Genomic DNA, 21,723 nt, shown 5'->3' with positions numbered 1-21,723 from the left:
AAATGGCTACACTGCGCAGGTGGCGCGGGCCGGATGCCCGCGTGGAAGATTGATATCAGTGGTAGCAGGAGAAGTGGCGTGCTTAGAAGAATGGGAATTAAAGGCCGCGTACTGTTGCTGACCTTATTGCCGACCAGCCTGATGGCCGTGTTGCTGGGCGGTTATTTCACCTGGATGCAGCTCTCGGAACTGCAGACCCAATTGCTGCAACGCGGCGAAATGATCGCCGAACAACTGGCGCCGCTGGTGGCCCCGGCCCTGAGCAGCAAGAACGCCGACCTGCTGGAACGTATCGCTACCCAATCCCTTGAGCAGACGGACGTGCGCACCGTGTCGTTCCTCGCACCGGACCGCACGTCCCTGGCCCATGCCGGCCCGAGCATGCTCAACCCGCCGCCGACCGGTAACAGCTCACACCTGCTGCAACGCACCGGCAATGACGCCACGCGCTATTTGCTGCCGGTGTTCGGCCGCCATCGCAACCTGGCCGGCGAGCTGATCCCCGATGAAGCCGACCGCCTGCTGGGCTGGGTCGAGGTAGAGCTGTCCCATAACGGCATGCTGCTGCGCGGCTACCGCAGCCTGTTCGCCAGCCTCCTGCTGATCGCCGTCGGCCTGATCTTCACCGCCGCGCTGGCCCTGCGCATCAGCCGCACCATCAACGCGCCGATCGGCCAGATCAAGCAGGCCGTGGCCCAGCTCAAGGACGGCAACCTGGAAACCCGTCTGCCAGCGCTGGGCAGCCAGGAGCTTGACCAACTCGCCTCGGGCATCAACCGCATGGCCGAAACCCTGCAAAACGCCCGCGAAGAACTGCAACACAGCATCGATCAGGCCACCGAAGACGTACGCCAGAACCTGGAAACCATCGAAATCCAGAACATCGAGCTGGACCTGGCCCGCAAGGAGGCCCTGGAAGCCAGCCGCATCAAGTCGGAGTTCCTGGCCAACATGAGCCATGAGATCCGCACCCCGCTCAACGGCATCCTGGGCTTCACCCACCTGCTGCAAAAAAGCGAACTGTCGCCGCGCCAGCTGGATTACCTGGGCACCATCGAAAAATCCGCCGACAACCTGCTGGGCATCATCAACGAAATCCTTGATTTCTCGAAGATAGAGGCCGGCAAGCTGGTGCTCGACAGCGTGCCGTTCAACCTGCGCGACCTGCTGCAGGACACCCTGACCATCCTCGCCCCCGCCGCCCATGCCAAGCAGCTGGAACTGGTCAGCCTGGTGTACCGCGACACCCCGCTGGCACTGGTCGGCGACCCGCTGCGCCTCAAGCAGATCCTGACCAACCTGATCAGCAACGCGATCAAGTTCACCCGCGAGGGCACCATCGTTGCCCGTGCAATGATCGAAGACGAACAGGAAGACAGCGTACAACTGCGCATCAGCGTGCAGGACACTGGCATCGGCCTGTCCAGCCAGGATGTGCGCGCGCTGTTCCAGGCGTTCAGCCAGGCTGACAATTCGCTGTCACGCCAGCCCGGCGGCACCGGCCTGGGGCTGGTGATTTCCAAGCGCCTGATCGAACAGATGGGCGGCGAAATCGGCGTCGACAGCACACCGGGCGAAGGCTCGGAGTTCTGGATCAGCCTCAACCTGCCCAAGACCCGCGACGATGTCGACGACCTGCCCTGCGCGCCGCTGCTCGGTCGCCGCGTCGCCGTGCTGGAAAACCACGAACTGGCGCGCCAGGCCCTGCAACATCAGTTGGAAGACTGCGGCCTGGCGGTCACGCCATTCAATACCCTGGAAAACCTGACCAACGGCATCACCAGCGCACACCAGACCGAACAGGCCATCGACCTGGCGGTGCTTGGCGTCACCGCCAACGACATTCCGCCCGAGCGCCTCAACCAGCACCTGTGGGACCTCGAACATCTGGGTTGCAAAGTGCTGGTGCTGTGCCCGACCACCGAGCAGATGCTGTTCAACCAGTCGGTGCCCAACCCCAACAGCCAGTTGCAGGCCAAACCGGCGTGCACGCGCAAACTACGCCGTGCCCTGGCCGACCTGATCAGCCCGCGCCCCTTGCGCGCCGAGCCTGGCGAGCCGCTCTCCAGCCGTGCGCCGCGAGTGCTCTGCGTCGACGATAACCCCGCGAACCTGCTGCTGGTGCAGACCCTGCTCGAAGACATGGGCGCCAAGGTGCAGGCGGTGGACAGCGGTTACGCGGCGATCAATGCGGTGAAGCAGGAAACCTTCGACCTGGTGTTGATGGATGTGCAAATGCCGGGCATGGATGGACGCCAGAGCACTGAGGCGATTCGCCAGTGGGAAAGCGAACGCCACGGCACGCCGCTGCCGGTGGTCGCGCTCACGGCCCACGCCATGGCCAACGAAAAACGCGCGCTGCTGCAGAGCGGCATGGACGACTACCTGACCAAGCCGATCAGCGAACGGCAACTGGCCCAAGTGGTGTTGAAATGGACCGGCCTGGCCCTGCGCAACCAGGGCCCCGAGCGGGTCACTGAAAACCTCGGCCACGGCGTGCAACTGCTGGTGCTCGACCATGAAGAAGGCCTGCGCCTGGCTGCCGGCAAGACTGAGCTGGCGGCCGACATGCTCGCCATGCTGCTGGCGTCGCTGGAGGCCGACCGCCTGGCCATCACCGTCGCCCGCGAAGCCAACGACAATCAGGCCCTGATCGAGCGCGTCCACCGCCTGCACGGCGCTACGCGCTACTGCGGCGTGCCGCAACTGCGCGCCGCCTGCCAGCGCGCCGAAACCCTGCTCAAGCAGGACGATGCCAAGGCCGCGGCGGCGCTGGATGAACTGGACATGGCCATCACCCGGCTGGCCAGTGAGGCACGGGTGAGCGCCTGACTCCTGTTGATCAGCGGTCACATACCGGGCTCATGATAGGCCGGCACCCGTGATAGGATGCCGCGCCTATTTGGAGGATCCATGGCCGAACACGATTTCCGCTTCAGCTTGCTGAGCCCGCAACACACCCTGATCGAATGCCGCGCCCTGGTGCCGGGCCGTTACCAAGTGACCGGCAACGGCGGTTCGATCAAGCATGGCGACGTGCTGATCGTCACCCTGCGCGGCAGTAAAACCCTGTCGATGCGCCTGACTGTCGAAGGGGACGCACGCTACTCCATCCGCCCCGCCGGCCAGTGGGTCGCCATGGCCCACGGGCCGCAATTCGGCGAGCTTGAGATTCACACCTGGAAGGTCAACTGCGACAGCTGCGACAACGTGCTGGAGTTTGAATTTGCGGTGGAAACCAAGCTGACCAAAGCGCCGCTGCAGCCAGCGGCCAACGCGCGCATCAAGGCGTTGGGCTGGGCCAGCGATGGCGACAGGCACCGCTGCCCGAAATGCCAGCAGGCCGCGCAATGAGAGGCTTGTTGCTCATCGCCCTGGCGGCCGGCCTGAGCGGTTGCGCCGGTCACGCAGTCAAGCTCAAGCAGGATCACAGCTACGTGGTGGAATGGATCGGTGAACGGCCGCTGATGGATGACGCGAACCTGACCGTTACCCTCGGTGCCGATGGCCGCGCCTACGGCAACGGTGGCTGCAACCACTGGTTTGCGCCCTACACCGTGAACGGCGACACCCTCAGCTTCGGCAAGATCGGCAGCACCCGCAAGCTCTGCGCCGAGGCCTTGATGGAGCAGGAACAGCGCTTCTTCCAGGCCCTGCAAAGCGTGCAACGCTGGGACATCTCGCCTATCGAACAGACCCGCTTCTGGCCGGCCGAAGGCAAACCGATTCGCCTGTGGCTCGAAGAAGGCTGATCGCAGAGTTGATGCAAACCCAATGTGGGAGGGGGCTTGCTCCCGATAGCGGTGTATCAGTCAACCGATGTATGGACTGACACTCTGCAATCGGGAGCAAGCCCCCTCCCACATGTGAGTTATGCCCTTTAGCCGCGCAACGCCTTGAGCTTGGCCAGCACCCCTGCCGCCGTCTGCTCGCCCATCAACTGCTCGCGCACCTTGCCCTTGTCGTCAATGATGTAGGTCACCGGCAACGCCTCGCTGCGCGGGATATCAAAGAGCTCTTCGGGGTTCTGCGCCAATACGGTGAACTTGATCCCCAGTTTCTCGCTGGCGGCCTTGAGTTCCTCGCCCTGCACGTTGTCGAAATTGACCCCGAACACGCCGACGTTCTGGGCTTTCAACTGTTCAGACAACGCATTGAGCTCGGGGATTTCCGTGCGGCACGGGCCACACCATTCCGCCCAGTAGTTGACCACCAGCCACTGCTTGTCGAGGCGCTCCGCCGCCACCTTCTGGCCGTACTGGTCGACGCCATAGTCGTTGCCGCAGCCGCTGAGCAGCAGGGTTGTGATGATCGCCAATGCACCGATCAGTCGCCTTGTCATGGAGTAATCCTTCGCAAAAATGAACGTGGGCTGCGACCGGTTGCCTCTTACGGTTTAAGGACGGGCCGCCACGCGGGTAGAATACCCGCCACCTTACGCAAGATGCGACCCGCACATGACCGATCTGACGCTTTATCACAACCCGCGCTGCTCGAAATCCCGCGGTGCGCTCGAACTGCTTGAAGCCCGTGGCCTCGCTCCGACCGTGGTGCGCTACCTCGAAACCCCGTTGAACGCCGCGCAACTGACGGCGTTGCTCGGCAAGCTCGGCATCACTGCGCGCCAACTGCTGCGCACCGGTGAAGACGAATACAAGACCCTCGACCTCGCCGACGCCACCTTGAGCGAAGCCCAGGTGATCGCCGCCATCGCCGCGCATCCGAAGTTGATGGAACGCCCGATCCTGGAAACCGCCGACAAGGCCGTCATTGGTCGCCCACCCGAGAAGATACTGGAGATTTTGCCGTGAGTACGCCGTATGTGCTGGTGCTGTATTACAGCCGTAACGGCTCGGTGAGCGAGATGGCCCGGCAGATTGCCCGTGGCATCGAGCAAGGCGGGCTGGAAGCGCGCCTGCGCACGGTGCCGGCGATTTCCGCCGAGTGCGAAGCCGTGGCGCCGGGCATTCCGGAAGAAGGCGCAGTGTATGCGAGCCTGGATGACCTGAAGAACTGCTCGGCCCTGGCCCTGGGCAGCCCGACGCGCTTTGGCAACATGGCCGCGCCGCTCAAGTATTTTCTCGATGGCACCAGCAACCTGTGGCTCACCGGCGCCCTCGTCGGCAAGCCGGCCGGGGTGTTCACTTCCACCGCCAGCCTGCATGGCGGCCAGGAAACCACGTTGATGTCGATGCTGCTGCCGTTGCTGCACCACGGCATGCTGATCACCGGCCTGCCCTACAGCGAGCAGGCGCTGCTCGACACCCAGGGCGGCGGCACGCCTTATGGCGCGAGCCACCATGCCGGAGCGGACGGCAAGCGCCTGCTCGATCAACATGAAACCGCCCTGTGCCGCGCCCTGGGCCAGCGCCTGGCAAAAACCGCCCGGCTGTTGGACGGCCAACCGGGCTAAGGTCCTGCCACCCCGCTCCCACAGCTTGCAATGCATGCCAAATGTGGGAGCGGACTTACCCGCGAAGGGCTCACCCGGGTCTCAATGATTGACGGTATAAGCCAGCATCATCGACAACTGACACATCGGCCGCCCGCTCTCGGCGTGCCACTGGTTGAACGCGCTCTGCACCGCCGCGAGATCCCGCAAGCTGGTGGGCGCCCTGTCGACGATCTTCTGCGCATTCAGCGCCGCCACCACATCATCACTGGGCACAAAGGTGTCCTTGCCCACCATGCGCAAAAAGCGCGGTGCCGACAGCCCGCCCAACTGGTGGCCGTGCTTGCTCAGGTATTTCCATAAGCCGACGATGTCGGTCACCGGCCAGTCGGCGACAAAGGCGCCGAAGCTGCCCTTTTCCTGCTCGATATCCAGGATCATCTGCGCGTTGCGCGGCACGCTCTTGAGTTTGCCCAGGTGGCGGATGATGCGCGTGTCCTGCATCAGCCGTTCCAGGTGCTCGGCGCCCATCAACACGACTTTCTCCGGGTCGAAGCCGAAGAATACCTGCTCGAATGCCGGCCACTTGGCGTCCACCACGCTGTGCTTCAAGCCTGCGCGAAACACCCGCAACGCCAGGGTCGACAGGTAGCGGTCATCGCTGATCTTGCGCAACTGCGCGGCCGTTTTGGGCGTTGGCAGGTGGGCTTCCAGCTTGGCCGCCGAGCCGAAGCGGTTCAGACAATATTCGTTCAGCCACTTGTAATCGCGCATGCCCTCTCCCGGGGATTGAAATGAAAACGGCGCCCGTGAGCGCCGTCCTTCAGAGCGTTGCAGGGCCTCAGAGGTTCACTACATTGACGAAGCGCGAAGCGGCGCTCTCGTCGATACGCAGGCTGGTGAAGTCGAACAGGTTGCGGTCGGCCAACTGCGACGGGATCACGTTCTGCAGGCTGCGGAAGATGCTCTCGGTACGCCCGGGGGTCTTGCGCTCCCAGTCCAGCAGCATCTCCTTGACCACCTGGCGCTGCAGGTTTTCCTGGGAGCCGCACAGGTTGCACGGGATGATCGGGAACTGCTTGAGGTCGGAGTAGGCCTGGATATCCTTCTCGTTGCAATACGCCAGCGGGCGGATCACCACGTTGCGCCCGTCATCGGCGCGCAGCTTGGGTGGCATGGCCTTGAGCGAGCCGTTGAAGAACATATTGAGAAAGAAGGTTTCGACGATATCGTCGCGATGATGACCCAGGGCCATCTTGGTCGCGCCAATTTCGTCGGCAAAGGTGTAGAGCGTGCCCCGGCGCAGGCGCGAGCACAGCGAGCAGGTGGTCTTGCCTTCGGGAATCAGTTCCTTGACCACCGAATAGGTGTCCTTCTCGACGATGTGGTACTCCACGCCCAATGCCTTGAGGTAGGCCGGCAGCACATGCTCGGGAAACCCCGGTTGTTTCTGGTCCATGTTGACGGCAACGATGTCGAACTTGATCGGCGCGACCTTTTGCAGGTGCAGCAACACATCGAGCATCGTATAGCTGTCTTTGCCGCCGGAGAGGCAGACCATGACCTTGTCGCCGTCCTCGATCATGTTGAAATCGGCAACCGCCTCACCGGCCAGGCGACGCAGGCGTTTTTGCAGTTTGTTCTGGTTGACCGTAAGAGTGCCCATGGCGCTTGGATCCGCTGGAGGTGTGTGACGAAAAGCGCAGCATTTTACCGATAAGGCCGGTGAAGTTCCAATGCGCCCGCTGAGCCTTTAAACCCTGGGCAATGACCATTCGGCGCCTGACAGATTCGGAAACACCCCGCTTTGCGGCATACTGGACCGCTCTGGAGATAGATACAGCATGTCCGAGCCACTCAATACCCGCGTCGAAGATTGTTTCCTGCAAGCCGAATCCTTTTTCAAACGAAGCTTCAAACGCCCCCAGATCAGCCTCAAGCTGCGGGGCCAGAAAGCCGGTGTCGCGCATTTGCACGAAAATCTGCTGCGCTTCAATCCACAGCTGTACCGCGAAAACAGCCAGCACTTCCTGAAACAGACCGTGGCCCATGAGGTGGCGCATCTGATTGCCCACCAATTGTTTGGCGAGCGCATCCAGCCCCATGGCGAGGAATGGCAACTGATCATGCGCGGCGTTTATGAACTGCCGCCGGATCGCTGTCACACCTATGCGGTGAAGCGCCGCCAAGTCACTCGCTACATCTACCGATGCCCGTGTGCGGACAGCGACTTTGCGTTTTCCGCGCAGCGCCATGGCATGGTGGCCCAGGGGCGCAGGTATCTGTGTCGGCGGTGTCGGCAGACGTTGGTGTTCAGCGGGGAAACCCGCGTGGAATAAGGGCCTCATCGGGAGCAAGCCCTCTCCCACAGCGATCTGCGCTTAACTGACTGGCATTGGGGCTTGCCTGCGATAGCGCACGGCCCCGTCACTCCACTGTTTTGATCACGGCGGGCTTTTTCGCAGCCGCCGCTTTATCATGAGCCTACGTTTGTTTGCCGAGTGTTCCATGAAGTTCGCGATTGCACTGTATAGCGCCGCCCATGCGCCCTCCTCGCGCCGCGCCTTGCTGTTCGCCCAGGCGGTATTGGCCGGCGGGCACGACATTGTGCGGCTGTTCTTCTATCAGGACGGTGTGTACAGCGCGTCCAACAACATCGTTGCGCCGCAGGATGAGCAAGACATTGCGCGCCAGTGGCGTGATTTTGTCAGCCAGCATCAGCTTGACGGCGTGGTGTGCATCGCCGCCGCCCTGCGCCGTGGCGTGCTTGACCGCGACGAAGCCACCCGTTATCAGCGCAGCGCGGTGAATCTGGATGCGCCCTGGGCGCTGTCGGGCCTGGGGCAACTGCATGACGCCATCCAGGACGCCGACCGCCTGATCTGTTTTGGAGGGCCGTGACATGTCCAAATCCTTGTTGGTAATCAGCCGCCAGGCGCCGTGGTCCGGGCCGAGCGCGCGGGAAGCCCTGGATATCGTGCTGGCCGGTGGCGCATTCGATCTGCCGATCGGCCTGCTGTTCATGGACGACGGCGTGTTTCAGTTGGCCTCGGACCAGAACGCCAGGGCCGTGCAGCAAAAGGATCTGAGCGCCAACCTGCAGGCGCTGGAGTTGTTCGGCATCGACGATGTATTCGCCTGCAACCACAGCCTGGAAGTACGCGGACTGAATGCGCCGGCCAGCGCCCAAGGCCTGGGCAGCGACGCCATTGCCCAATTGATCGACCGTTACGACCAGGTGATAACCCTCTGATGTCGACTCTCCATGTGCTCTCCCACTCCCCGTTCACCGACAGCCGTCTCGACAGCTGCCTGCGCATCTGTGGCGCCGAGGACGCGATTCTGCTCTGCGGCGACGGCGCCTACGGCCTGCAAAATGCCGCGCTGCAAGGCAAGGGCGTGAAAGTCTTCGTGCTGGCCGAAGACAGCCAGGCGCGCAACCTGCCACTGCCCGACTGGGCCGACAGTGTCGATTACCCCGGCTTCGTGCAGCTATCCGTCGGCTACGACAAGGTCAACACCTGGCTATGAACACCCTCACCGTAGGCGCGCGCTGCCTCGAACTGGACAAGGACGGCTACCTCGTCGACCTCAACGACTGGTGCGTGGACGTCGCCAACGCCCTCGCCGCTGCCGAAGGCCTGGCATTGACCCCCGCGCACTGGGAAATCCTCGAGTTGCTGCGCGGCTTTTATGCCGAGTTCCAGTTGTCCCCGGCCACACGCCCGCTGATCAAATACACCGCCTTGAAGCTGGGCCCGGAAAAGGGCAACAGCCTGCACCTCAACAAACTGTTCAACGGCACTCCCGCCAAACTCGCCGCCAAACTGGCGGGCCTGCCCAGGCCGACGAATTGCTTATGACCGACTTTGCCCCACTGACCCTCGCTACGCCCGAAGAGCACCCGTTTGCGCCGTTCGTGCGCATCCTCGGCAAAGGCAAGCGCGGCGCGCGCAACCTGACCCGCGCCGAAGCCCGCGAAGCCATGGGCATGTTGCTCGACGAAAAGGTCGAAGACACCCAGCTCGGCGCCTTCCTGATGCTGCTGCGCCACAAGGAAGAAAGCCCGGAAGAACTCGCCGGCTTCACCGAAGCCGTGCGCGAGCGCCTGAACGCGCCGGCGTTGAATGTGGACATCGACTGGCCCACCTATGCCGGCAAAAAGCGCCACCTGCCGTGGTTCCTGCTGGCGGCCAAGTGCCTGGCGCAGAACGGCGTGCGCATTCTGATGCACGGCGGCGGCGCGCACACCGCCGGTCGGCTGTACACCGAGCAATTGCTTGAAACCCTGCAAATCCCGCTGTGCCGCACCTGGCAACAGGTCGAGGCGGCTTATGAGCATGGCAACCTGGCGTTTATCCCGCTGGGCGATTGGGCGCCGCAGTTGCAACGCATGATCGACCTGCGCAACACCCTGGGCCTGCGTTCGCCGATCCACTCGCTGGCGCGCCTGCTCAACCCGCTGAAGGCCCGTTGCGGCCTGCAAAGCATTTTCCATCCGGGCTACCAGGGCGTGCACCGCGACGCCAGCGGCCTGCTGGGCGATAACGTGATCGTGGTGAAAGGCGACGGCGGCGAAATCGAGATCAACCCCGACACCCTCAGCCATTTGTACGGCACCACGGGCGGCAAGAGCTGGGACGAAGAGTGGCCTGCCCTCTCCGCCCAGCGCCACGTCAAACCGGCCAGCCTTGAGCCCGAGCACTTGACAGCGCTGTGGCGCGGCGACGTCGAGGACAGCTACCCGCAACTGGCACTGATCGCGACCATGGCGCTAGCCCTGCGCGGTCTTGGCCAGCCACGGGAGCAGGCGTTCGAACTGGCCCGGCACTACTGGTTAGCGCGGGACAAATCGATTTAATCGATGATTGTCGCCGGGTATTTGCGCTTTTAGTTCGAACTCACGCCTTTAGACTGGGCTCCAACGCTTATTAGCCAAGGAGCCAATCATGGGTTTGCTGATCGAAGGACACTGGAAAGACCAGTGGTACGAAAGTAGCGCAGATGGCGCTTTCCAACGCGAACAGGCACAACGTCGTCACTGGGTGACCGCCGACGGCGCGCCCGGCCCGAGCGGCGAAGGTGGCTTCAAGGCCGAAGCGGGCCGCTATCACCTCTACGTGTCGCTGGCGTGCCCGTGGGCGCACCGCACCTTGATTCTGCGCACACTCAAGGGGCTGGAAAGCCTGATTGACGTGTCGGTGGTCAGTTGGTTGATGCTGGAAAACGGCTGGACCTTCGACAAGGCCCACGGCTCCACAGGCGACGCTCTGGATGATTTCCAGTTCATGCACCAGCGCTATACCGCCGACACCGCCGATTACACTGGGCGCGTCACCGTGCCGGTGCTGTGGGACAAAAAACTCAAGCGCATCGTGAGCAACGAATCGGCGGAGATCATCCGCATGTTCAACAGCGCGTTCAACGCGTTGACCGGCAACACCCTGGACTTCTACCCCGAGCCACTGCGCCCGACCATCGACGCACTGAACGAGCGCATCTACCCGGCCGTCAACAACGGCGTGTACCGCGCGGGCTTTGCCACGTCGCAGCAGGCGTATGAAAGTGCATTTGATGATGTGTTTGCCGAGCTGGACCAGCTTGAACAGCACCTGGGCACGCATCGCTACCTGGCCGGTGAGTACCTGACCGAGGCGGATGTGCGCTTGTTCACCACGTTGATTCGCTTTGATGCGGTGTATTACAGCCACTTCAAGTGCAATCTGCGGCGCATTGCCGATTATGCGAATTTGTCGAACTGGCTACGGGAGATGTATCAGTGGCCGGGGGTGGCCGAGACGGTGGATTTTGCGCATATCAAGGGGCATTACTATGCGAGCCATCGCACGATCAATCCGACCGGGATCGTGCCGAAGGGGCCGCTGCAAGGGTTTGATGGCGAGCATGATCGCAACAGGCTGACTGGCCAGGGCGTCCACGGCTGACTGCACAACTCTGGGAAGCGGGCCTGTCTTCAGTCAAGCGCAGACTCCCTGTGGCGAGCAGGCTTGTCCTGCGCTGGGCTGCGCAGCAGCCCCAAAGCCAGACGCTGAGCCGTATCAGGTAAAACGCGCTTTCCTTGATTGGGGGCGCTTCGCACCCCAACGCGGGGCAAGCCCTAATGCCGTTCAGTCAAGCGCAGATTCCCTGTGGCGAGCAGGCTTGTCCTGCGCTGGGCTGCGCAGCAGTCCCAAAACCAGACGCTGAGCCGTATCAGGCACACCGCGTTTTGCTCGATTGGGGGCGCTTCGCACCCCAACGCGGGGCAAGCCCGCTCGCCACAATAAGCCCACAAAACCCGGGGTTGCCATCAGGAGGCGATGTCAGACCTGGGATTGGGCGCCTTCGAACCATTTGAGTTTTTCACGCAACACCACCACCTCACCCACGATCACCAGTGTCGGCGCATGCACTTCATGCTCCGCCACCATGCGCGGCAGGTCGGCGAGGGTGCCGGTGAATACGCGCTGGTTGGCGGTCGTCCCCTGCTGGATCAACGCAGCCGGGGTGTCCGGCGCGCGGCCATGCTGGATCAGCTGTTCGCAGATGATCGGCAACCCAATCAACCCCATGTAAAACACCAGGGTCTGCGACGGGCCGACCAGGTCCCGCCAGGGCAGGTCCGAGGTGCCGTTCTTCAAATGCCCGGTGATGAAACGCACCGATTGCGCATAGTCGCGGTGGGTCAGCGGAATCCCGGCATAGGCCGCGCACCCGCTGGCCGCAGTGATCCCCGGCACTACCTGGAACGGGATGCCATGGGCCGCCAGCTCTTCGATTTCTTCCCCGCCACGTCCAAAAATGAACGGGTCGCCCCCCTTGAGGCGCAGCACGCGCTTGCCCTGTTTGGCCAGGCTGACCAATTGCTGGTTGATCTGCTCCTGCGGCACCGCGTGTTCAGCGCGGCGCTTGCCAACGTAGACACGCTCGGCATCGCGACGACACAGATCCAGAATCGCCGGTGCCACCAGGCGGTCATACAGCACCACATCGGCCTGCTGCATCAGGCGCAGCGCGCGGAAGGTCAGCAGGTCCGGATCGCCCGGGCCGGCGCCTACCAGATACACTTCGCCCGGCGCATAAGGCGGCGCACCGTTGACCTTTTCGATCAACAGGCGCTCGGCTTCAGCCCCCTGCCCGGCCAACTGACGGTCGGCAATCGGGCCTTGAAACACCTCTTCCCAGAACGCACGGCGTTGCTGCACATCCGGGTACAAACCTTTGACCTGAGCGCGAAAGCGTGCCGCCAGGCCGGCCAGTTGACCGTAAGTCGATGGAATCCAGGTTTCCAGCTTGGCCCGAATCAACCGCGCCAGCACCGGCGCATCGCCGCCGCTGGACACTGCGATCACCAGCGGCGAGCGGTCGACAATCGCCGGGAAGATCACGCTGCACAACGCCGGCGCATCCACCACATTGACCGGCACACAACGGCGCTTGGCATCACTGGACACTTGCGCGTTCAACGGCTCGTCGTCGGTGGCCGCAATCACCAGCACGCAACCGTCGAGGTCAGCCTCCTGATAACCGCGCAGCACGACCTCCCCGCCACTGCCCAGCACCAGTTCACGCAACTGACCTTCGACCTGGGGAGCAACCACCTGCAGCAACGCACCGGCTTCGGCCAGCAGGCGGGATTTGCGCAAGGCAATTTCCCCACCGCCAACCACCAGTACACGACTGCCGCGCAGGTTATGAAACAGCGGCAGAAATTCCATTTAACCGATGACCTCGACACCCGCCATGTAAGGCTTGAGCACCTCCGGCACGCGGATCGAACCGTCTGCCTGCTGGTAGTTTTCCAGCACGGCCACCAGGGTACGGCCAACGGCCAGGCCCGACCCGTTGAGGGTGTGCACCAGTTCCGGTTTGCCGGTTTCCGGGTTACGGAAACGCGCCTGCATACGCCGCGCCTGGAAATCGCCGCAGTTGGAGCACGACGAAATCTCGCGGTATTTGTCCTGGCTCGGCACCCACACTTCCAGGTCGTAGGTCTTCACGGCGCTGAAGCCCATGTCGCCGGTGCACAGCGCCAGCACACGATAAGGCAACTCCAGCAGCTGCAGCACGCGTTCGGCGTTGGCGGTCAGGCCTTCAAGGGCCTCCATCGATTTGGCGGGTTCGACCACCTGCACCATTTCGACCTTGTCGAACTGGTGCTGGCGGATCATGCCGCGGGTATCACGACCCGAGGCACCGGCTTCGCTGCGGAAACACGGGCTGTGGGCGACGAATTTGAGCGGCAGCTGCCTGGCGTCGAGGATCTCGCCGGCGACGATGTTGGTCAGCGACACTTCGGCGGTCGGGATCAGGTACAGGTCGGCTTCGCCATCGCGGCTGATCTTGAACAGGTCTTCTTCGAACTTGGGCAACTGGCTGGTGCCCATCAGCGCCGGCGCCTGCACCAGGTAAGGCGTGTAGGCTTCCTCGTAACCGTGCTCGGCGGTGTGCAGGTTGATCATGAACTGCGCCAGGGCGCGATGCATGCGTGCAATCGGGCCGCGCAGCAAGGCAAAGCGCGCGCCGGACATCTTCGCAGCGGTTTCGAAATCCAGGCCGCCGGTCAATTCGCCCAGGGCGACGTGGTCCTTGATCTGGAAATCAAACGCTTTGGGCGTGCCCCAGCGACGCACTTCGACGTTGCCGTCTTCGTCGGCGCCAATCGGCACTGACTCATGAGGGATGTTGGGGATGCCGAGCAGGATCGAATCCAGCTCGGACTGGATCCTGTCCAGCTCGACCTTGCCCTCGGACAGCTCGCTGCCCATGCGCTCGACGTCCGCCATCAACGGCGCGATGTCTTCGCCGCGCTGCTTGGCCTGGCCAATGGATTTGGAGCGCGCATTACGGTCAGCCTGCAGTGCTTCGGTGCGGGTCTGGACGGTCTTGCGCTGTTCTTCCAGCGCTTCGATGCGCGCAACATCCAAGGCAAAGCCACGGGATGCCAGGCGGTCCGCTACGTCCTGAAGGTTGCTACGTAACAGTTTGGAATCGAGCATGTCGGTCTCTCGTTTATCAAAGTTTGGTCAAGGACAGGCCGGCCCAGGTGGCGAGCAGCCCGCCGAACACGCTGATGCCCAGGTACCCGAAGGCGACCAGGGCCTGGCCGCTTTCCAGCAGGCGCAGCGTGTCCAGTGAAAAGGATGAAAAGGTCGTCAGACCGCCTACAAAGCCGACAATCAAGCCGGCGCGAATCTCAATCGGCACGTCCGGACGCAACAGGAACCAGCCGTACAACAGCCCGATAATCAGGCACCCCACCAGATTGACCGCCAGGGTCGCCGCGTAAAAATGCTTCGGCCAGTTGGCGCTCACCCACGTCCCGGTGGCGAAACGCAATAATGTACCAGCGATGCCGGCAGCGGACACGGCAAGAATCGTCTTGAGCACTACTTTCTCCGCTGCCTGGGGCTGAGACGGTCGAGTTGAGCGAGGTGATTGAGCTTTTCGCCGATCTTCAGCTCCAGGCCACGGGGCACCGGCTGGTAGAGCGGCAATGGCTCAAGCTCATCGGGGAAATAATCTTCGCCGGCGGCGTAGGCGTCCGGCTCATCGTGGGCGTAGCGGTATTCATCGCCGTAGCCCAATTGCTTCATCAGCTTGGTCGGCGCATTGCGCAGGTGCATCGGCACTTCGAGGGAGCCGTGTTCGGCCGCCGCGCGCAATGCCGACTTGAAGCCCATGTACACCGCGTTGCTTTTTGGCGCGCAGGCGAGATACGTGATGGCCTGGGCCACCGCCAGCTCCCCTTCGGGGCTGCCGAGGCGCTCCTGCACGTCCCAGGCGGCGAGGCACAGACTCAGGGCGCGCGGGTCGGCGTTGCCGATGTCCTCGCTGGCCATGCGCACCACACGCCGCGCCAGGTACAGCGGGTCGCAACCGCCATCGATCATCCGCGCAAACCAGTACAACGCGCCGTCCGGGTTGGAGCCGCGCACCGATTTGTGCAGCGCCGAAATCTGGTCGTAGAAGGCTTCGCCGCCCTTGTCGAAACGTCGACGCGTATCGCCCAACAGGCTTTGCAGGAGATCGACGCCAATCTCGCTGCCGTCTTCGGCCAGGTCCGAGGCGTTTTCCAGCAGGTTGAGAAAACGCCGGCCATCGCCATCGGCGGCGGTGAGCAAAATCTGAAAGCCTTCGTCGCTGACGCTCAACTGGCGCTTGCCCAGGCCCTTGTCTTCGCCCAGGGCGCGCTGCAGCAGCTTTTGCATGGCGGCGGCGTCCAGGCTCTTGAGCACATAGACCCGCGCCCGCGAGAGCAAGGCGTTGTTGAGTTCGAAAGAGGGGTTTTCGGTGGTGGCGCCGATAAAGATCAGCGTGCCGTCCTCGACGTAGGGCAGGAACGCATCCTGCTGCGACTTGTTGAAGCGATGCACTTCGTCGACAAACAGGATGGTGCGCTTGCCGTACTGGCCGGCCTGCTGCTTGGCGACTTCCACCGCCTGGCGGATTTCCTTGACCCCGGCGAGTACCGCCGAGACCGTTTCAAAGTGAGCGTCCGAGACCTTGGCCAGCAGCCGCGCCAGGGTGGTCTTGCCCACACCGGGCGGCCCCCAGAAGATCATCGAGTGCAGCGCACCCTGCTCCAGGGCTTCGCGCAGGGGCTTGCCGCGCGCGAGCAGGTGTTCCTGACCGACATACTCGTCCAGGTTGGTCGAGCGCAGGCGCGCGGCCAGGGGCTGGGCAATCGGATCACTTCGAAACAGGTCCATGGGCAGCGTTTGTAACCTCTGGGCAGATTATTCCTGGATCACGTCGGCACCCTTGGGGATGTCGAACTTGAACCGGGACGCGGGCACCGGCGTATTGGCCTTGACCCCGGTGAACAGGATATCGGTGCGCTGGCCGACGCTGTCGATCAGGCGCATGTTGTTGATCACGCCATTGCCGAACGACAGTTGCAGGCTGTCAAACAGCGTGTCTTTGGATTTTGGCTTGAGGGTGAACTCAATCACGTTGCTGGTTTGCTTGGAGGTGATGTCGAAGCTGTCGTTGATTTTCGACACATCACCGGACAGCAGCAGCGCCGGGGTCTGATTCAGCCGCGGGTCGAGCTTCTTGATGGTCGCCTGCTCCAGGTCCGGGTCCCACAGCGTGACCTTCTGGCCGTCGGAGACGATGGTCTGCTCGGACTTGCCTTCGGTGTGCCAGTAGAACAGGCCGGGGCGCTGTACGGCCATCTCGCCGGCGGTTTCCTGCAAGCGGGTGCCGCCGGCGTCCAGGGTCAGCTGGGAGAAGCGCGCGGTGAGGGTCTGGGATTTGTCCAGCAGGTTTTTCAGGCTGGCGACGGAGGCCGGGTCGGCGTGGGCCGAAACAGCAGTCAGGGCCAGGGCCGGCAACAACAGCATGCGGATAAGGCGCATGGGAGTCCTCATTGAGTAATCAGGGCGCGCCGCGTGCTGCCACGCGGCGCGAGGTCAGTCGCGCGCCTGCCCGGGGGCAATGACTTCGCGCGAGCCGTTGGTGTTCATTGCGGTGACGACGCCGGCGTTTTCCATCGATTCGATCATGCGCGCGGCGCGGTTGTAGCCGATCTTCAGCTTGCGCTGCACGGCGGAGATCGAGGCGCGACGGCTTTCCAGCACGAAGGCCACGGCCTCGTCGTAGAGCGCATCGGTTTCGGCATCATCGTCGCCACCGCCGCTGCCGCCGTCGAAGCCGCTGCCGGCCTCTTCCACACCGGCGAGGATGTCGTCGTTGTATTCTGGCGCACCGCGCAGTTTCCACGCTTCCACCACACGGTGCACTTCATCATCGGACACGAAGGCGCCGTGCACGCGAATCGGCAGGCTGGTGCCGGGCGGCATGTAGAGCATGTCGCCGTGGCCCAGCAACTGCTCGGCGCCGCCCTGGTCGATGATGGTCCGTGAGTCGATCTTGCTCGACACCTGGAACGCCATGCGGGTCGGAATGTTGGCCTTGATCAGGCCGGTGATCACGTCCACCGACGGGCGCTGGGTGGCGAGGATCAGGTGGATACCGGCGGCACGCGCCTTCTGCGCGATCCGCGCGATCAGTTCTTCGACCTTCTTGCCGACGATCATCATCATGTCGGCAAATTCGTCGACCACCACCACGATGGTCGGCAGCTTGGTCAACAGCGGCGCCTCGTCGTGAATGCTTTCACGTTTGTACAGCGGATCGGTCAGCGGCGTGCCGGCGTCCTGGGCTTCCTTGACCTTGGCATTGAAGCCCGACAGGTTACGCACGCCCATCTTGGCCATCAGCTTGTAGCGCCGCTCCATCTCGGCCACGCTCCAGCGCAAGGCGTTGGCGGCGTCCTTCATGTCGGTGACCACCGGGCACAGCAGGTGCGGAATGCCTTCGTAGATCGACAGTTCGAGCATCTTCGGGTCGATCATGATCAGCTTGGCGTCGTCCGGGCCGGACTTGAACAGGATCGACAGGATCATCGCGTTCACGCCCACCGACTTACCCGAACCGGTGGTACCGGCCACCAGCAGGTGAGGCATTTTCGCCAGGTCCGTGATCACCGGCTTGCCGCCGATGTCATGACCCAGGGCCAGGGTGACCGGCGATTTGAAGTTGTCGTATTCCGGGGTCGACAGCACCTCGGAGAAGCGCACGATCTGGCGGTCCTCGTTGGGAATCTCGATACCCACGGTGGTCTTGCCGGGGATCACTTCCACCACGCGCACGCTGGTCACCGCCAGGGAACGCGCCAGGTCTTTGGCCAGGTTGGAAATACGGCTGACCTTTACACCGGCGGCCGGCTGGATTTCGTAACGGGTGATCACCGGGCCCGGGTGGATCGAGTCCACCGAGACTTCGACGCCGAATTCCTTGAGCTTGATTTCCAGCAGATGGCCGACTGCCGCCAGGGATTCCGGGGAATAGTTGAGTTGTTTCTTTTCGGCCGGGTCGAGAATCGAGATCGGCGGCAAGGTGCCTTCCACCGCGCTGTCGATGAACAACGGCGCCTGTTTCTCTTTCTGCACGCGATTGCTCGGCTCGGGAGCCTTTGTCGGTGCCGGGGCGATCACCGGCGGCACCTGCTTCTCGCGGTCCGACATGTGTTTGCTCAGGGCCTGCTCGCGCTCGATCAGGCGTTCCTTGACCTTGGCCTGCTCACGGCGGTCCGGCGTGGTCGGCGCGACCACCTCGTTGACGCGGGTGTCCACCTCGCGCAACTGCGCCACCATGCGTTTGCGCTCGACACGCGCCGACCACCAGCGGTTGGCGGCACCCTGGAACAGCTCCAGCAGGTCGAGGGTGATCTTGCCGGTCACGTCCATCACCTTGAACCACGACAGGTCGGTGAACACCGTGAGGCCGAACAGGAACAGCGCGATGAACATCAGCGTGCTGCCCTGGATATTCAGGCTCTTGCGTGCCAGGTCGCCGAGGCTTTCGCCCAGCGCACCGCCCGCACCCGCCGGCAGGCCGGTGGGCGCATGAAAGTGAATATGCGCCAGCGCGGCGCCGGACAGCACGAGGAATACCAGACCGATCAGGCGCCAGGAGAACAGCCAGCCGCTCCACTGCCACGGCTCGTGACGCTGGCGGAAGATCTGCCAGGTCTTGATCGCCAGCAGCAACGGGAAGATATAGGCGAAGTAACCCAACACCATGAACAGGATATCGGCGCTGTAGGAACCGGCAGGCCCGCCGAAGTTCTGCACGTCTTCGATCTTGCTGTTGTGGCTCCAGCCCGGATCGTCCTTGCCGTAGGTAAGCAAGGCCATCATCAGGAACAGGCACAGGGCACCGATGGCGATCAGCGCACCTTCCTTGAGTCGGTAGTGCAGGTGCTGGCGCCAGGCCGGCACGACTGCTGCTTTGGGTGTTGCGGCGGATTTCTTCAAAACGGGTCTTTTCCTGCGCCTTTGGCGCGTCCATCTGTTGAATGACTGCACATGCTGCCCAATCCGAGCAGCTGAAAAATGAACGAATGTCGGTAAATCTACTGTTAATACAGGGCGTTGGACAGGCGAAACGACGATAACGCCACGATGGCCGCATTGTACGGGTTTGCGTGCGTGATGCCACACACTTGCCCCTCACCCGCCAGTCTGGATAATTGGCGTGTCATGGCCTGTTCAATTTGAGCATGCATTGCCTTAGCTGACAAAGGCTTATGCGTGGTTTTTATCATTCAAGGCAAGCTTGGCAAAGGGCCTGCATTGGCGCGACCCGATTACGACCGCACCCCTTGCGCAGAGTTGCAGAAACACTCGTTTACGCTAATACCCGACAATGTGCCCTTCGTACTGGCCGTGCGCTGCCACGTCGACAATAATCACCGCTCAAGCGGCAGGCGTCATATCTGCCACTCCCCTCCCCTTCTGCAAAGCCTGGATGCCATGCTGACCTGGTTACAACGCGACACCCTGACTTTTCCGCCGCTGGCCAAAGCCATGCGTGAACCCAATGGCTTGCTGGCCGCCGGTGGCGACCTGTCGGCCGAACGGCTGATCCAGGCTTACCGCCACGGCTGCTTTCCCTGGTTCTCCGAGGGGCAGCCGATTCTCTGGTGGTCGCCGGACCCGCGCACGGTGATATTCCCCGACGAACTGCATGTCTCACGCAGCCTGGGCAAGTTGCTGCGCCAGCAGCGTTACAGCGTGACGTACGATCAGGACTTCGCTGCGGTGATCCAGGCCTGCGCGGCGCCGCGCAGCTACGCCGACGGCACCTGGATCACCGAAGGCATCCAGAGCGCGTACCTGGCCCTGCATCAGCGCGGTTATGCGCATTCGGTGGAGGTATGGGACGGCGGTGAACTGGTGGGCGGGCTGTATGGCCTGGCGATGGGCCAGTTGTTCTTTGGCGAATCCATGTTCAGCCGCGCCGACAATGCCTCGAAATTCGGCTTTGTCACCCTTGCCCGGCAATTGCAGGCCTGGGGGTTCGTGCTGATCGACTGCCAGATGCCCAACGATCATCTGCACAGCCTGGGCGCCCGCGCCATCCCGCGCAGGGAATTCGCCGATTTCCTGCACAAACATCTGGATCAGCCCAACGCAGGCCCGTGGGTTTCCTAGGCGACATCCGCGCACCTGGCTTACACTTATTTCAACGCTTATCCCGAGGGTTGATCATGACCGAGCTGGCGCGCTTGAAGTTTTATGCCACTCAAGCCCACTCCTGCAGCTATCTGCCCGATGAGCAGGCCACCACGCTGTTCCTCGACCCCAGCCAGCCCATGGACGTGCATGTGTACGCCGACCTCTCGGAGATGGGATTTCGGCGCAGCGGCGATCACCTGTACCGACCACACTGCCAGCACTGCAATGCCTGCGTGCCAGCACGCATCCCGGTTGCGCAGTTTGTGCCGGACCGCAACCAGAAGCGCATTCTCAAGCGCAACGCCGACCTGACGGTGACGCCGGCCCTGCCCAGGTTCACCGAGGAATACTTCGACCTCTATCAGCGCTATATCGAACAGCGGCATGCCGACGGCGATATGTTCCCGCCCAGCCGCGACCAGTTTTCCACCTTTCTGGTGCGTGACCTGCCCTTTTCACGTTTTTACGAGTTTCGCCTGGAAGGCCGCCTGGTGGCCGTCGCCGTCACCGACTTGCTGCCCAACGGCCTGTCGGCGGTGTACACCTTCTATGAGCCCAGGGAAGAGCGCCGCAGCCTCGGACGTTTTGCAATCCTGTGGCAGATCGGCGAAACGCTGCGCCAGGAACTGGAGGCGGTGTACCTCGGTTACTGGATCAAAAACTGCCAAAAGATGAACTACAAGACCCAATATCGGCCCATTGAGCTGCTGATTAATCAAAGATGGGTCACGCTTAACTAGAACCCCTTGGCTTGAACACTCTTTTTCGGGCACAATGCACGCCGCTTTTGCCTGGCGCAGTTGCACCGGGCCATTCACTGGATACCGAGGGCTTTACTGCATGTCGAAAGAAGACAGCTTCGAAATGGAAGGCACTGTCGTCGACACCCTGCCCAACACCATGTTTCGTGTGGAGTTGGAAAATGGGCACGTCGTAACCGCGCATATCTCCGGCAAGATGCGCAAGAACTACATCCGTATTCTTACCGGTGACAAAGTGCGCGTCGAGCTGACGCCCTATGACTTGAGCAAAGGGCGCATCACTTACCGCGCTCGCTAAGCAAGTCAATACAAAACGCCCGGTTATGCCGGGCGTTTTTGTGTGTGCGTATTATTTATTTACCAACACCGCCCTCCCACATTTTGATCTCTGCTGTGTTGAAAGTGGATTGTAGAATCGAGTAGGAGGCGGGATTACTCCCGCCGTCCTCTCACACCACCGTACGTACGGTTCCGTATACGGCGGTTCAGGCTATGCGGTTGAGTCGGTTTATCGTATCCAGTATCGAGACCAGCCCGAGTT

Annotated in this window: 24 protein-coding genes; 15 read left to right on the top strand and 9 right to left on the bottom strand. The window is 62.4% G+C overall.

Annotation, left to right across the window (positions count from 1 at the left end):
- The first annotated feature begins 78 nt into the window (after positions 1 to 78).
- The 3 genes from LUB09_RS15095 (at position 79) to LUB09_RS15085 (ending at position 3,752) form a co-directional block, all read left to right on the top strand.
- Positions 79 to 2,832 (top strand): response regulator, encoded by a 2,754-nt coding sequence (locus tag LUB09_RS15095; RefSeq protein WP_209982780.1) that lies wholly within the window; start codon positions 79 to 81, stop codon positions 2,830 to 2,832.
- A gap of 81 nt (positions 2,833 to 2,913) precedes the next feature.
- Positions 2,914 to 3,354, top strand: coding sequence for a hypothetical protein (locus LUB09_RS15090; RefSeq protein ID WP_209982783.1), 441 nt, complete (start codon positions 2,914 to 2,916; stop codon positions 3,352 to 3,354).
- Positions 3,351 to 3,752, top strand: coding sequence for an META domain-containing protein (locus LUB09_RS15085; RefSeq protein ID WP_231422935.1), 402 nt, complete (start codon positions 3,351 to 3,353; stop codon positions 3,750 to 3,752). The genes LUB09_RS15090 and LUB09_RS15085 overlap by 4 nt, the downstream gene beginning before the upstream one ends.
- Before the next feature lie 128 nt (positions 3,753 to 3,880).
- Here the strand turns inward: LUB09_RS15085 and LUB09_RS15080 are convergent, their stop codons facing one another.
- A complete protein-coding gene (locus tag LUB09_RS15080; RefSeq protein WP_003232144.1) occupies positions 3,881 to 4,342 on the bottom strand; it encodes a TlpA disulfide reductase family protein in 462 nt (153 codons plus the stop codon).
- 115 nt (positions 4,343 to 4,457) lie between these two features.
- Between LUB09_RS15080 and arsC the strand changes: the two genes are divergently transcribed.
- Positions 4,458 to 4,811 carry an arsenate reductase (glutaredoxin) gene (gene arsC / locus LUB09_RS15075; RefSeq protein WP_209982789.1) on the top strand — a complete coding sequence of 118 codons (354 nt, stop codon included), beginning with the start codon at positions 4,458 to 4,460 and terminating at the stop codon, positions 4,809 to 4,811.
- Entirely contained in the window at positions 4,808 to 5,413 is a 606-nt protein-coding gene (gene wrbA / locus LUB09_RS15070) for an NAD(P)H:quinone oxidoreductase (protein ID WP_209982791.1), read from the top strand. Before arsC ends, wrbA begins: the two co-directional genes overlap by 4 nt.
- A gap of 81 nt (positions 5,414 to 5,494) precedes the next feature.
- On the opposite strand, the gene LUB09_RS15065 is transcribed toward wrbA, so the two are convergent.
- Positions 5,495 to 6,166: a DNA-3-methyladenine glycosylase I gene (locus tag LUB09_RS15065; protein WP_231422934.1), complete on the bottom strand. Its 672-nt coding sequence runs from the start codon at positions 6,164 to 6,166 to the stop codon at positions 5,495 to 5,497.
- A 67-nt stretch (positions 6,167 to 6,233) separates the two neighbouring features.
- Positions 6,234 to 7,058 (bottom strand): tRNA 2-thiocytidine(32) synthetase TtcA, encoded by an 825-nt coding sequence (gene ttcA / locus LUB09_RS15060; protein ID WP_003232138.1) that lies wholly within the window; start codon positions 7,056 to 7,058, stop codon positions 6,234 to 6,236.
- A gap of 178 nt (positions 7,059 to 7,236) precedes the next feature.
- Between ttcA and LUB09_RS15055 the strand changes: the two genes are divergently transcribed.
- The 7 genes from LUB09_RS15055 to LUB09_RS15025 all read left to right on the top strand — a co-directional run bounded on the left by LUB09_RS15055 (position 7,237) and on the right by LUB09_RS15025 (position 11,337).
- Complete coding sequence (locus LUB09_RS15055; protein ID WP_057007496.1) at positions 7,237 to 7,731, top strand: SprT family zinc-dependent metalloprotease; 495 nt, start codon at positions 7,237 to 7,239, stop codon at positions 7,729 to 7,731.
- 169 nt (positions 7,732 to 7,900) lie between these two features.
- Entirely contained in the window at positions 7,901 to 8,293 is a 393-nt protein-coding gene (gene tusD / locus LUB09_RS15050) for a sulfurtransferase complex subunit TusD (protein ID WP_209982798.1), read from the top strand.
- A 1-nt stretch (position 8,294) separates the two neighbouring features.
- Positions 8,295 to 8,645, top strand: coding sequence for a sulfurtransferase complex subunit TusC (tusC, locus tag LUB09_RS15045; protein WP_209982799.1), 351 nt, complete (start codon positions 8,295 to 8,297; stop codon positions 8,643 to 8,645).
- A complete protein-coding gene (gene tusB / locus LUB09_RS15040; RefSeq protein ID WP_209982801.1) occupies positions 8,645 to 8,923 on the top strand; it encodes a sulfurtransferase complex subunit TusB in 279 nt (92 codons plus the stop codon). Before tusC ends, tusB begins: the two co-directional genes overlap by 1 nt.
- On the top strand, positions 8,920 to 9,255 hold the full coding sequence (locus tag LUB09_RS15035; RefSeq protein WP_209982804.1) for a TusE/DsrC/DsvC family sulfur relay protein: 336 nt from the start codon (positions 8,920 to 8,922) through the stop codon (positions 9,253 to 9,255). Before tusB ends, LUB09_RS15035 begins: the two co-directional genes overlap by 4 nt.
- Positions 9,252 to 10,253 (top strand): glycosyl transferase family protein, encoded by a 1,002-nt coding sequence (locus tag LUB09_RS15030; RefSeq protein ID WP_231422933.1) that lies wholly within the window; start codon positions 9,252 to 9,254, stop codon positions 10,251 to 10,253. Before LUB09_RS15035 ends, LUB09_RS15030 begins: the two co-directional genes overlap by 4 nt.
- Positions 10,254 to 10,341: 88 nt before the next feature.
- Positions 10,342 to 11,337 carry a glutathione S-transferase family protein gene (locus tag LUB09_RS15025; protein ID WP_231422932.1) on the top strand — a complete coding sequence of 332 codons (996 nt, stop codon included), beginning with the start codon at positions 10,342 to 10,344 and terminating at the stop codon, positions 11,335 to 11,337.
- Positions 11,338 to 11,715: 378 nt separating this feature from the next.
- On the opposite strand, the gene cysG is transcribed toward LUB09_RS15025, so the two are convergent.
- From cysG to LUB09_RS14995, 6 genes are read right to left on the bottom strand one after another with little or no spacing between them, the layout of a single operon-like run.
- On the bottom strand, positions 11,716 to 13,110 hold the full coding sequence (cysG, locus tag LUB09_RS15020; RefSeq protein ID WP_231422931.1) for a siroheme synthase CysG: 1,395 nt from the start codon (positions 13,108 to 13,110) through the stop codon (positions 11,716 to 11,718).
- Positions 13,111 to 14,391, bottom strand: a complete 1,281-nt coding sequence (serS, locus tag LUB09_RS15015; protein WP_231422930.1) for a serine--tRNA ligase — start codon at positions 14,389 to 14,391, stop codon at positions 13,111 to 13,113. It abuts the gene before it with no gap.
- Between the two features lie 16 nt (positions 14,392 to 14,407).
- Positions 14,408 to 14,782: a fluoride efflux transporter CrcB gene (gene crcB, locus LUB09_RS15010; protein ID WP_209982814.1), complete on the bottom strand. Its 375-nt coding sequence runs from the start codon at positions 14,780 to 14,782 to the stop codon at positions 14,408 to 14,410.
- Positions 14,782 to 16,104, bottom strand: a complete 1,323-nt coding sequence (locus LUB09_RS15005; RefSeq protein WP_209982816.1) for a replication-associated recombination protein A — start codon at positions 16,102 to 16,104, stop codon at positions 14,782 to 14,784. Before LUB09_RS15005 ends, crcB begins: the two co-directional genes overlap by 1 nt.
- A 27-nt stretch (positions 16,105 to 16,131) precedes the next feature.
- Positions 16,132 to 16,755 (bottom strand): outer membrane lipoprotein chaperone LolA, encoded by a 624-nt coding sequence (lolA, locus tag LUB09_RS15000; RefSeq protein ID WP_057007506.1) that lies wholly within the window; start codon positions 16,753 to 16,755, stop codon positions 16,132 to 16,134.
- A 54-nt stretch (positions 16,756 to 16,809) separates the two neighbouring features.
- Positions 16,810 to 19,218: a DNA translocase FtsK gene (locus LUB09_RS14995; protein WP_209982818.1), complete on the bottom strand. Its 2,409-nt coding sequence runs from the start codon at positions 19,216 to 19,218 to the stop codon at positions 16,810 to 16,812.
- A 498-nt stretch (positions 19,219 to 19,716) separates the two neighbouring features.
- On the opposite strand from LUB09_RS14995, the gene aat reads away from it, so the two are divergent.
- The 3 genes from aat (at position 19,717) to infA (ending at position 21,480) form a co-directional block, all read left to right on the top strand.
- Positions 19,717 to 20,397 (top strand): leucyl/phenylalanyl-tRNA--protein transferase, encoded by a 681-nt coding sequence (gene aat, locus LUB09_RS14990; RefSeq protein ID WP_209982820.1) that lies wholly within the window; start codon positions 19,717 to 19,719, stop codon positions 20,395 to 20,397.
- Positions 20,398 to 20,453: 56 nt separating this feature from the next.
- Positions 20,454 to 21,161, top strand: coding sequence for an arginyltransferase (locus tag LUB09_RS14985; protein ID WP_209982822.1), 708 nt, complete (start codon positions 20,454 to 20,456; stop codon positions 21,159 to 21,161).
- A 100-nt stretch (positions 21,162 to 21,261) separates the two neighbouring features.
- Positions 21,262 to 21,480, top strand: a complete 219-nt coding sequence (gene infA, locus LUB09_RS14980) for a translation initiation factor IF-1 (RefSeq protein WP_002553999.1) — start codon at positions 21,262 to 21,264, stop codon at positions 21,478 to 21,480.
- Positions 21,481 to 21,723: the final 243 nt, after the last annotated feature.

This window comes from Pseudomonas sp. Leaf59, assembly GCF_920984685.1.
Lineage (GTDB): Bacteria > Pseudomonadota > Gammaproteobacteria > Pseudomonadales > Pseudomonadaceae > Aquipseudomonas.
The sequence above is the reverse complement of the archived record's forward strand: the minus strand, read 5'-3'. Positions and strand labels throughout refer to the sequence as shown.

Bases quoted from the DNA above. Each gene is read 5' to 3' on its own strand.
- arsC (WP_209982789.1), top strand. From the start codon at position 4,458: ATGACCGATCTGACGCTTTATCACAACCCGCGCTGCTCGAAATCCCGC.
- tusD (WP_209982798.1), top strand. From the start codon at position 7,901: ATGAAGTTCGCGATTGCACTGTATAGCGCCGCCCATGCGCCCTCCTCG.
- serS (WP_231422930.1), bottom strand. From the start codon at position 14,391: ATGCTCGATTCCAAACTGTTACGTAGCAACCTTCAGGACGTAGCGGAC.
- LUB09_RS15085 (WP_231422935.1), top strand. From the start codon at position 3,351: ATGAGAGGCTTGTTGCTCATCGCCCTGGCGGCCGGCCTGAGCGGTTGC.
- LUB09_RS15055 (WP_057007496.1), top strand. From the start codon at position 7,237: ATGTCCGAGCCACTCAATACCCGCGTCGAAGATTGTTTCCTGCAAGCC.
- LUB09_RS15090 (WP_209982783.1), top strand. From the start codon at position 2,914: ATGGCCGAACACGATTTCCGCTTCAGCTTGCTGAGCCCGCAACACACC.
- LUB09_RS15030 (WP_231422933.1), top strand. From the start codon at position 9,252: ATGACCGACTTTGCCCCACTGACCCTCGCTACGCCCGAAGAGCACCCG.
- lolA (WP_057007506.1), bottom strand. From the start codon at position 16,755: ATGCGCCTTATCCGCATGCTGTTGTTGCCGGCCCTGGCCCTGACTGCT.
- LUB09_RS15005 (WP_209982816.1), bottom strand. From the start codon at position 16,104: ATGGACCTGTTTCGAAGTGATCCGATTGCCCAGCCCCTGGCCGCGCGC.
- infA (WP_002553999.1), top strand. From the start codon at position 21,262: ATGTCGAAAGAAGACAGCTTCGAAATGGAAGGCACTGTCGTCGACACC.
- tusC (WP_209982799.1), top strand. From the start codon at position 8,295: ATGTCCAAATCCTTGTTGGTAATCAGCCGCCAGGCGCCGTGGTCCGGG.
- ttcA (WP_003232138.1), bottom strand. From the start codon at position 7,058: ATGGGCACTCTTACGGTCAACCAGAACAAACTGCAAAAACGCCTGCGT.
- LUB09_RS14985 (WP_209982822.1), top strand. From the start codon at position 20,454: ATGACCGAGCTGGCGCGCTTGAAGTTTTATGCCACTCAAGCCCACTCC.
- LUB09_RS15065 (WP_231422934.1), bottom strand. From the start codon at position 6,166: ATGCGCGATTACAAGTGGCTGAACGAATATTGTCTGAACCGCTTCGGC.
- aat (WP_209982820.1), top strand. From the start codon at position 19,717: ATGCTGACCTGGTTACAACGCGACACCCTGACTTTTCCGCCGCTGGCC.
- LUB09_RS15080 (WP_003232144.1), bottom strand. From the start codon at position 4,342: ATGACAAGGCGACTGATCGGTGCATTGGCGATCATCACAACCCTGCTG.
- LUB09_RS15035 (WP_209982804.1), top strand. From the start codon at position 8,920: ATGAACACCCTCACCGTAGGCGCGCGCTGCCTCGAACTGGACAAGGAC.
- tusB (WP_209982801.1), top strand. From the start codon at position 8,645: ATGTCGACTCTCCATGTGCTCTCCCACTCCCCGTTCACCGACAGCCGT.
- LUB09_RS15025 (WP_231422932.1), top strand. From the start codon at position 10,342: ATGGGTTTGCTGATCGAAGGACACTGGAAAGACCAGTGGTACGAAAGT.
- cysG (WP_231422931.1), bottom strand. From the start codon at position 13,110: ATGGAATTTCTGCCGCTGTTTCATAACCTGCGCGGCAGTCGTGTACTG.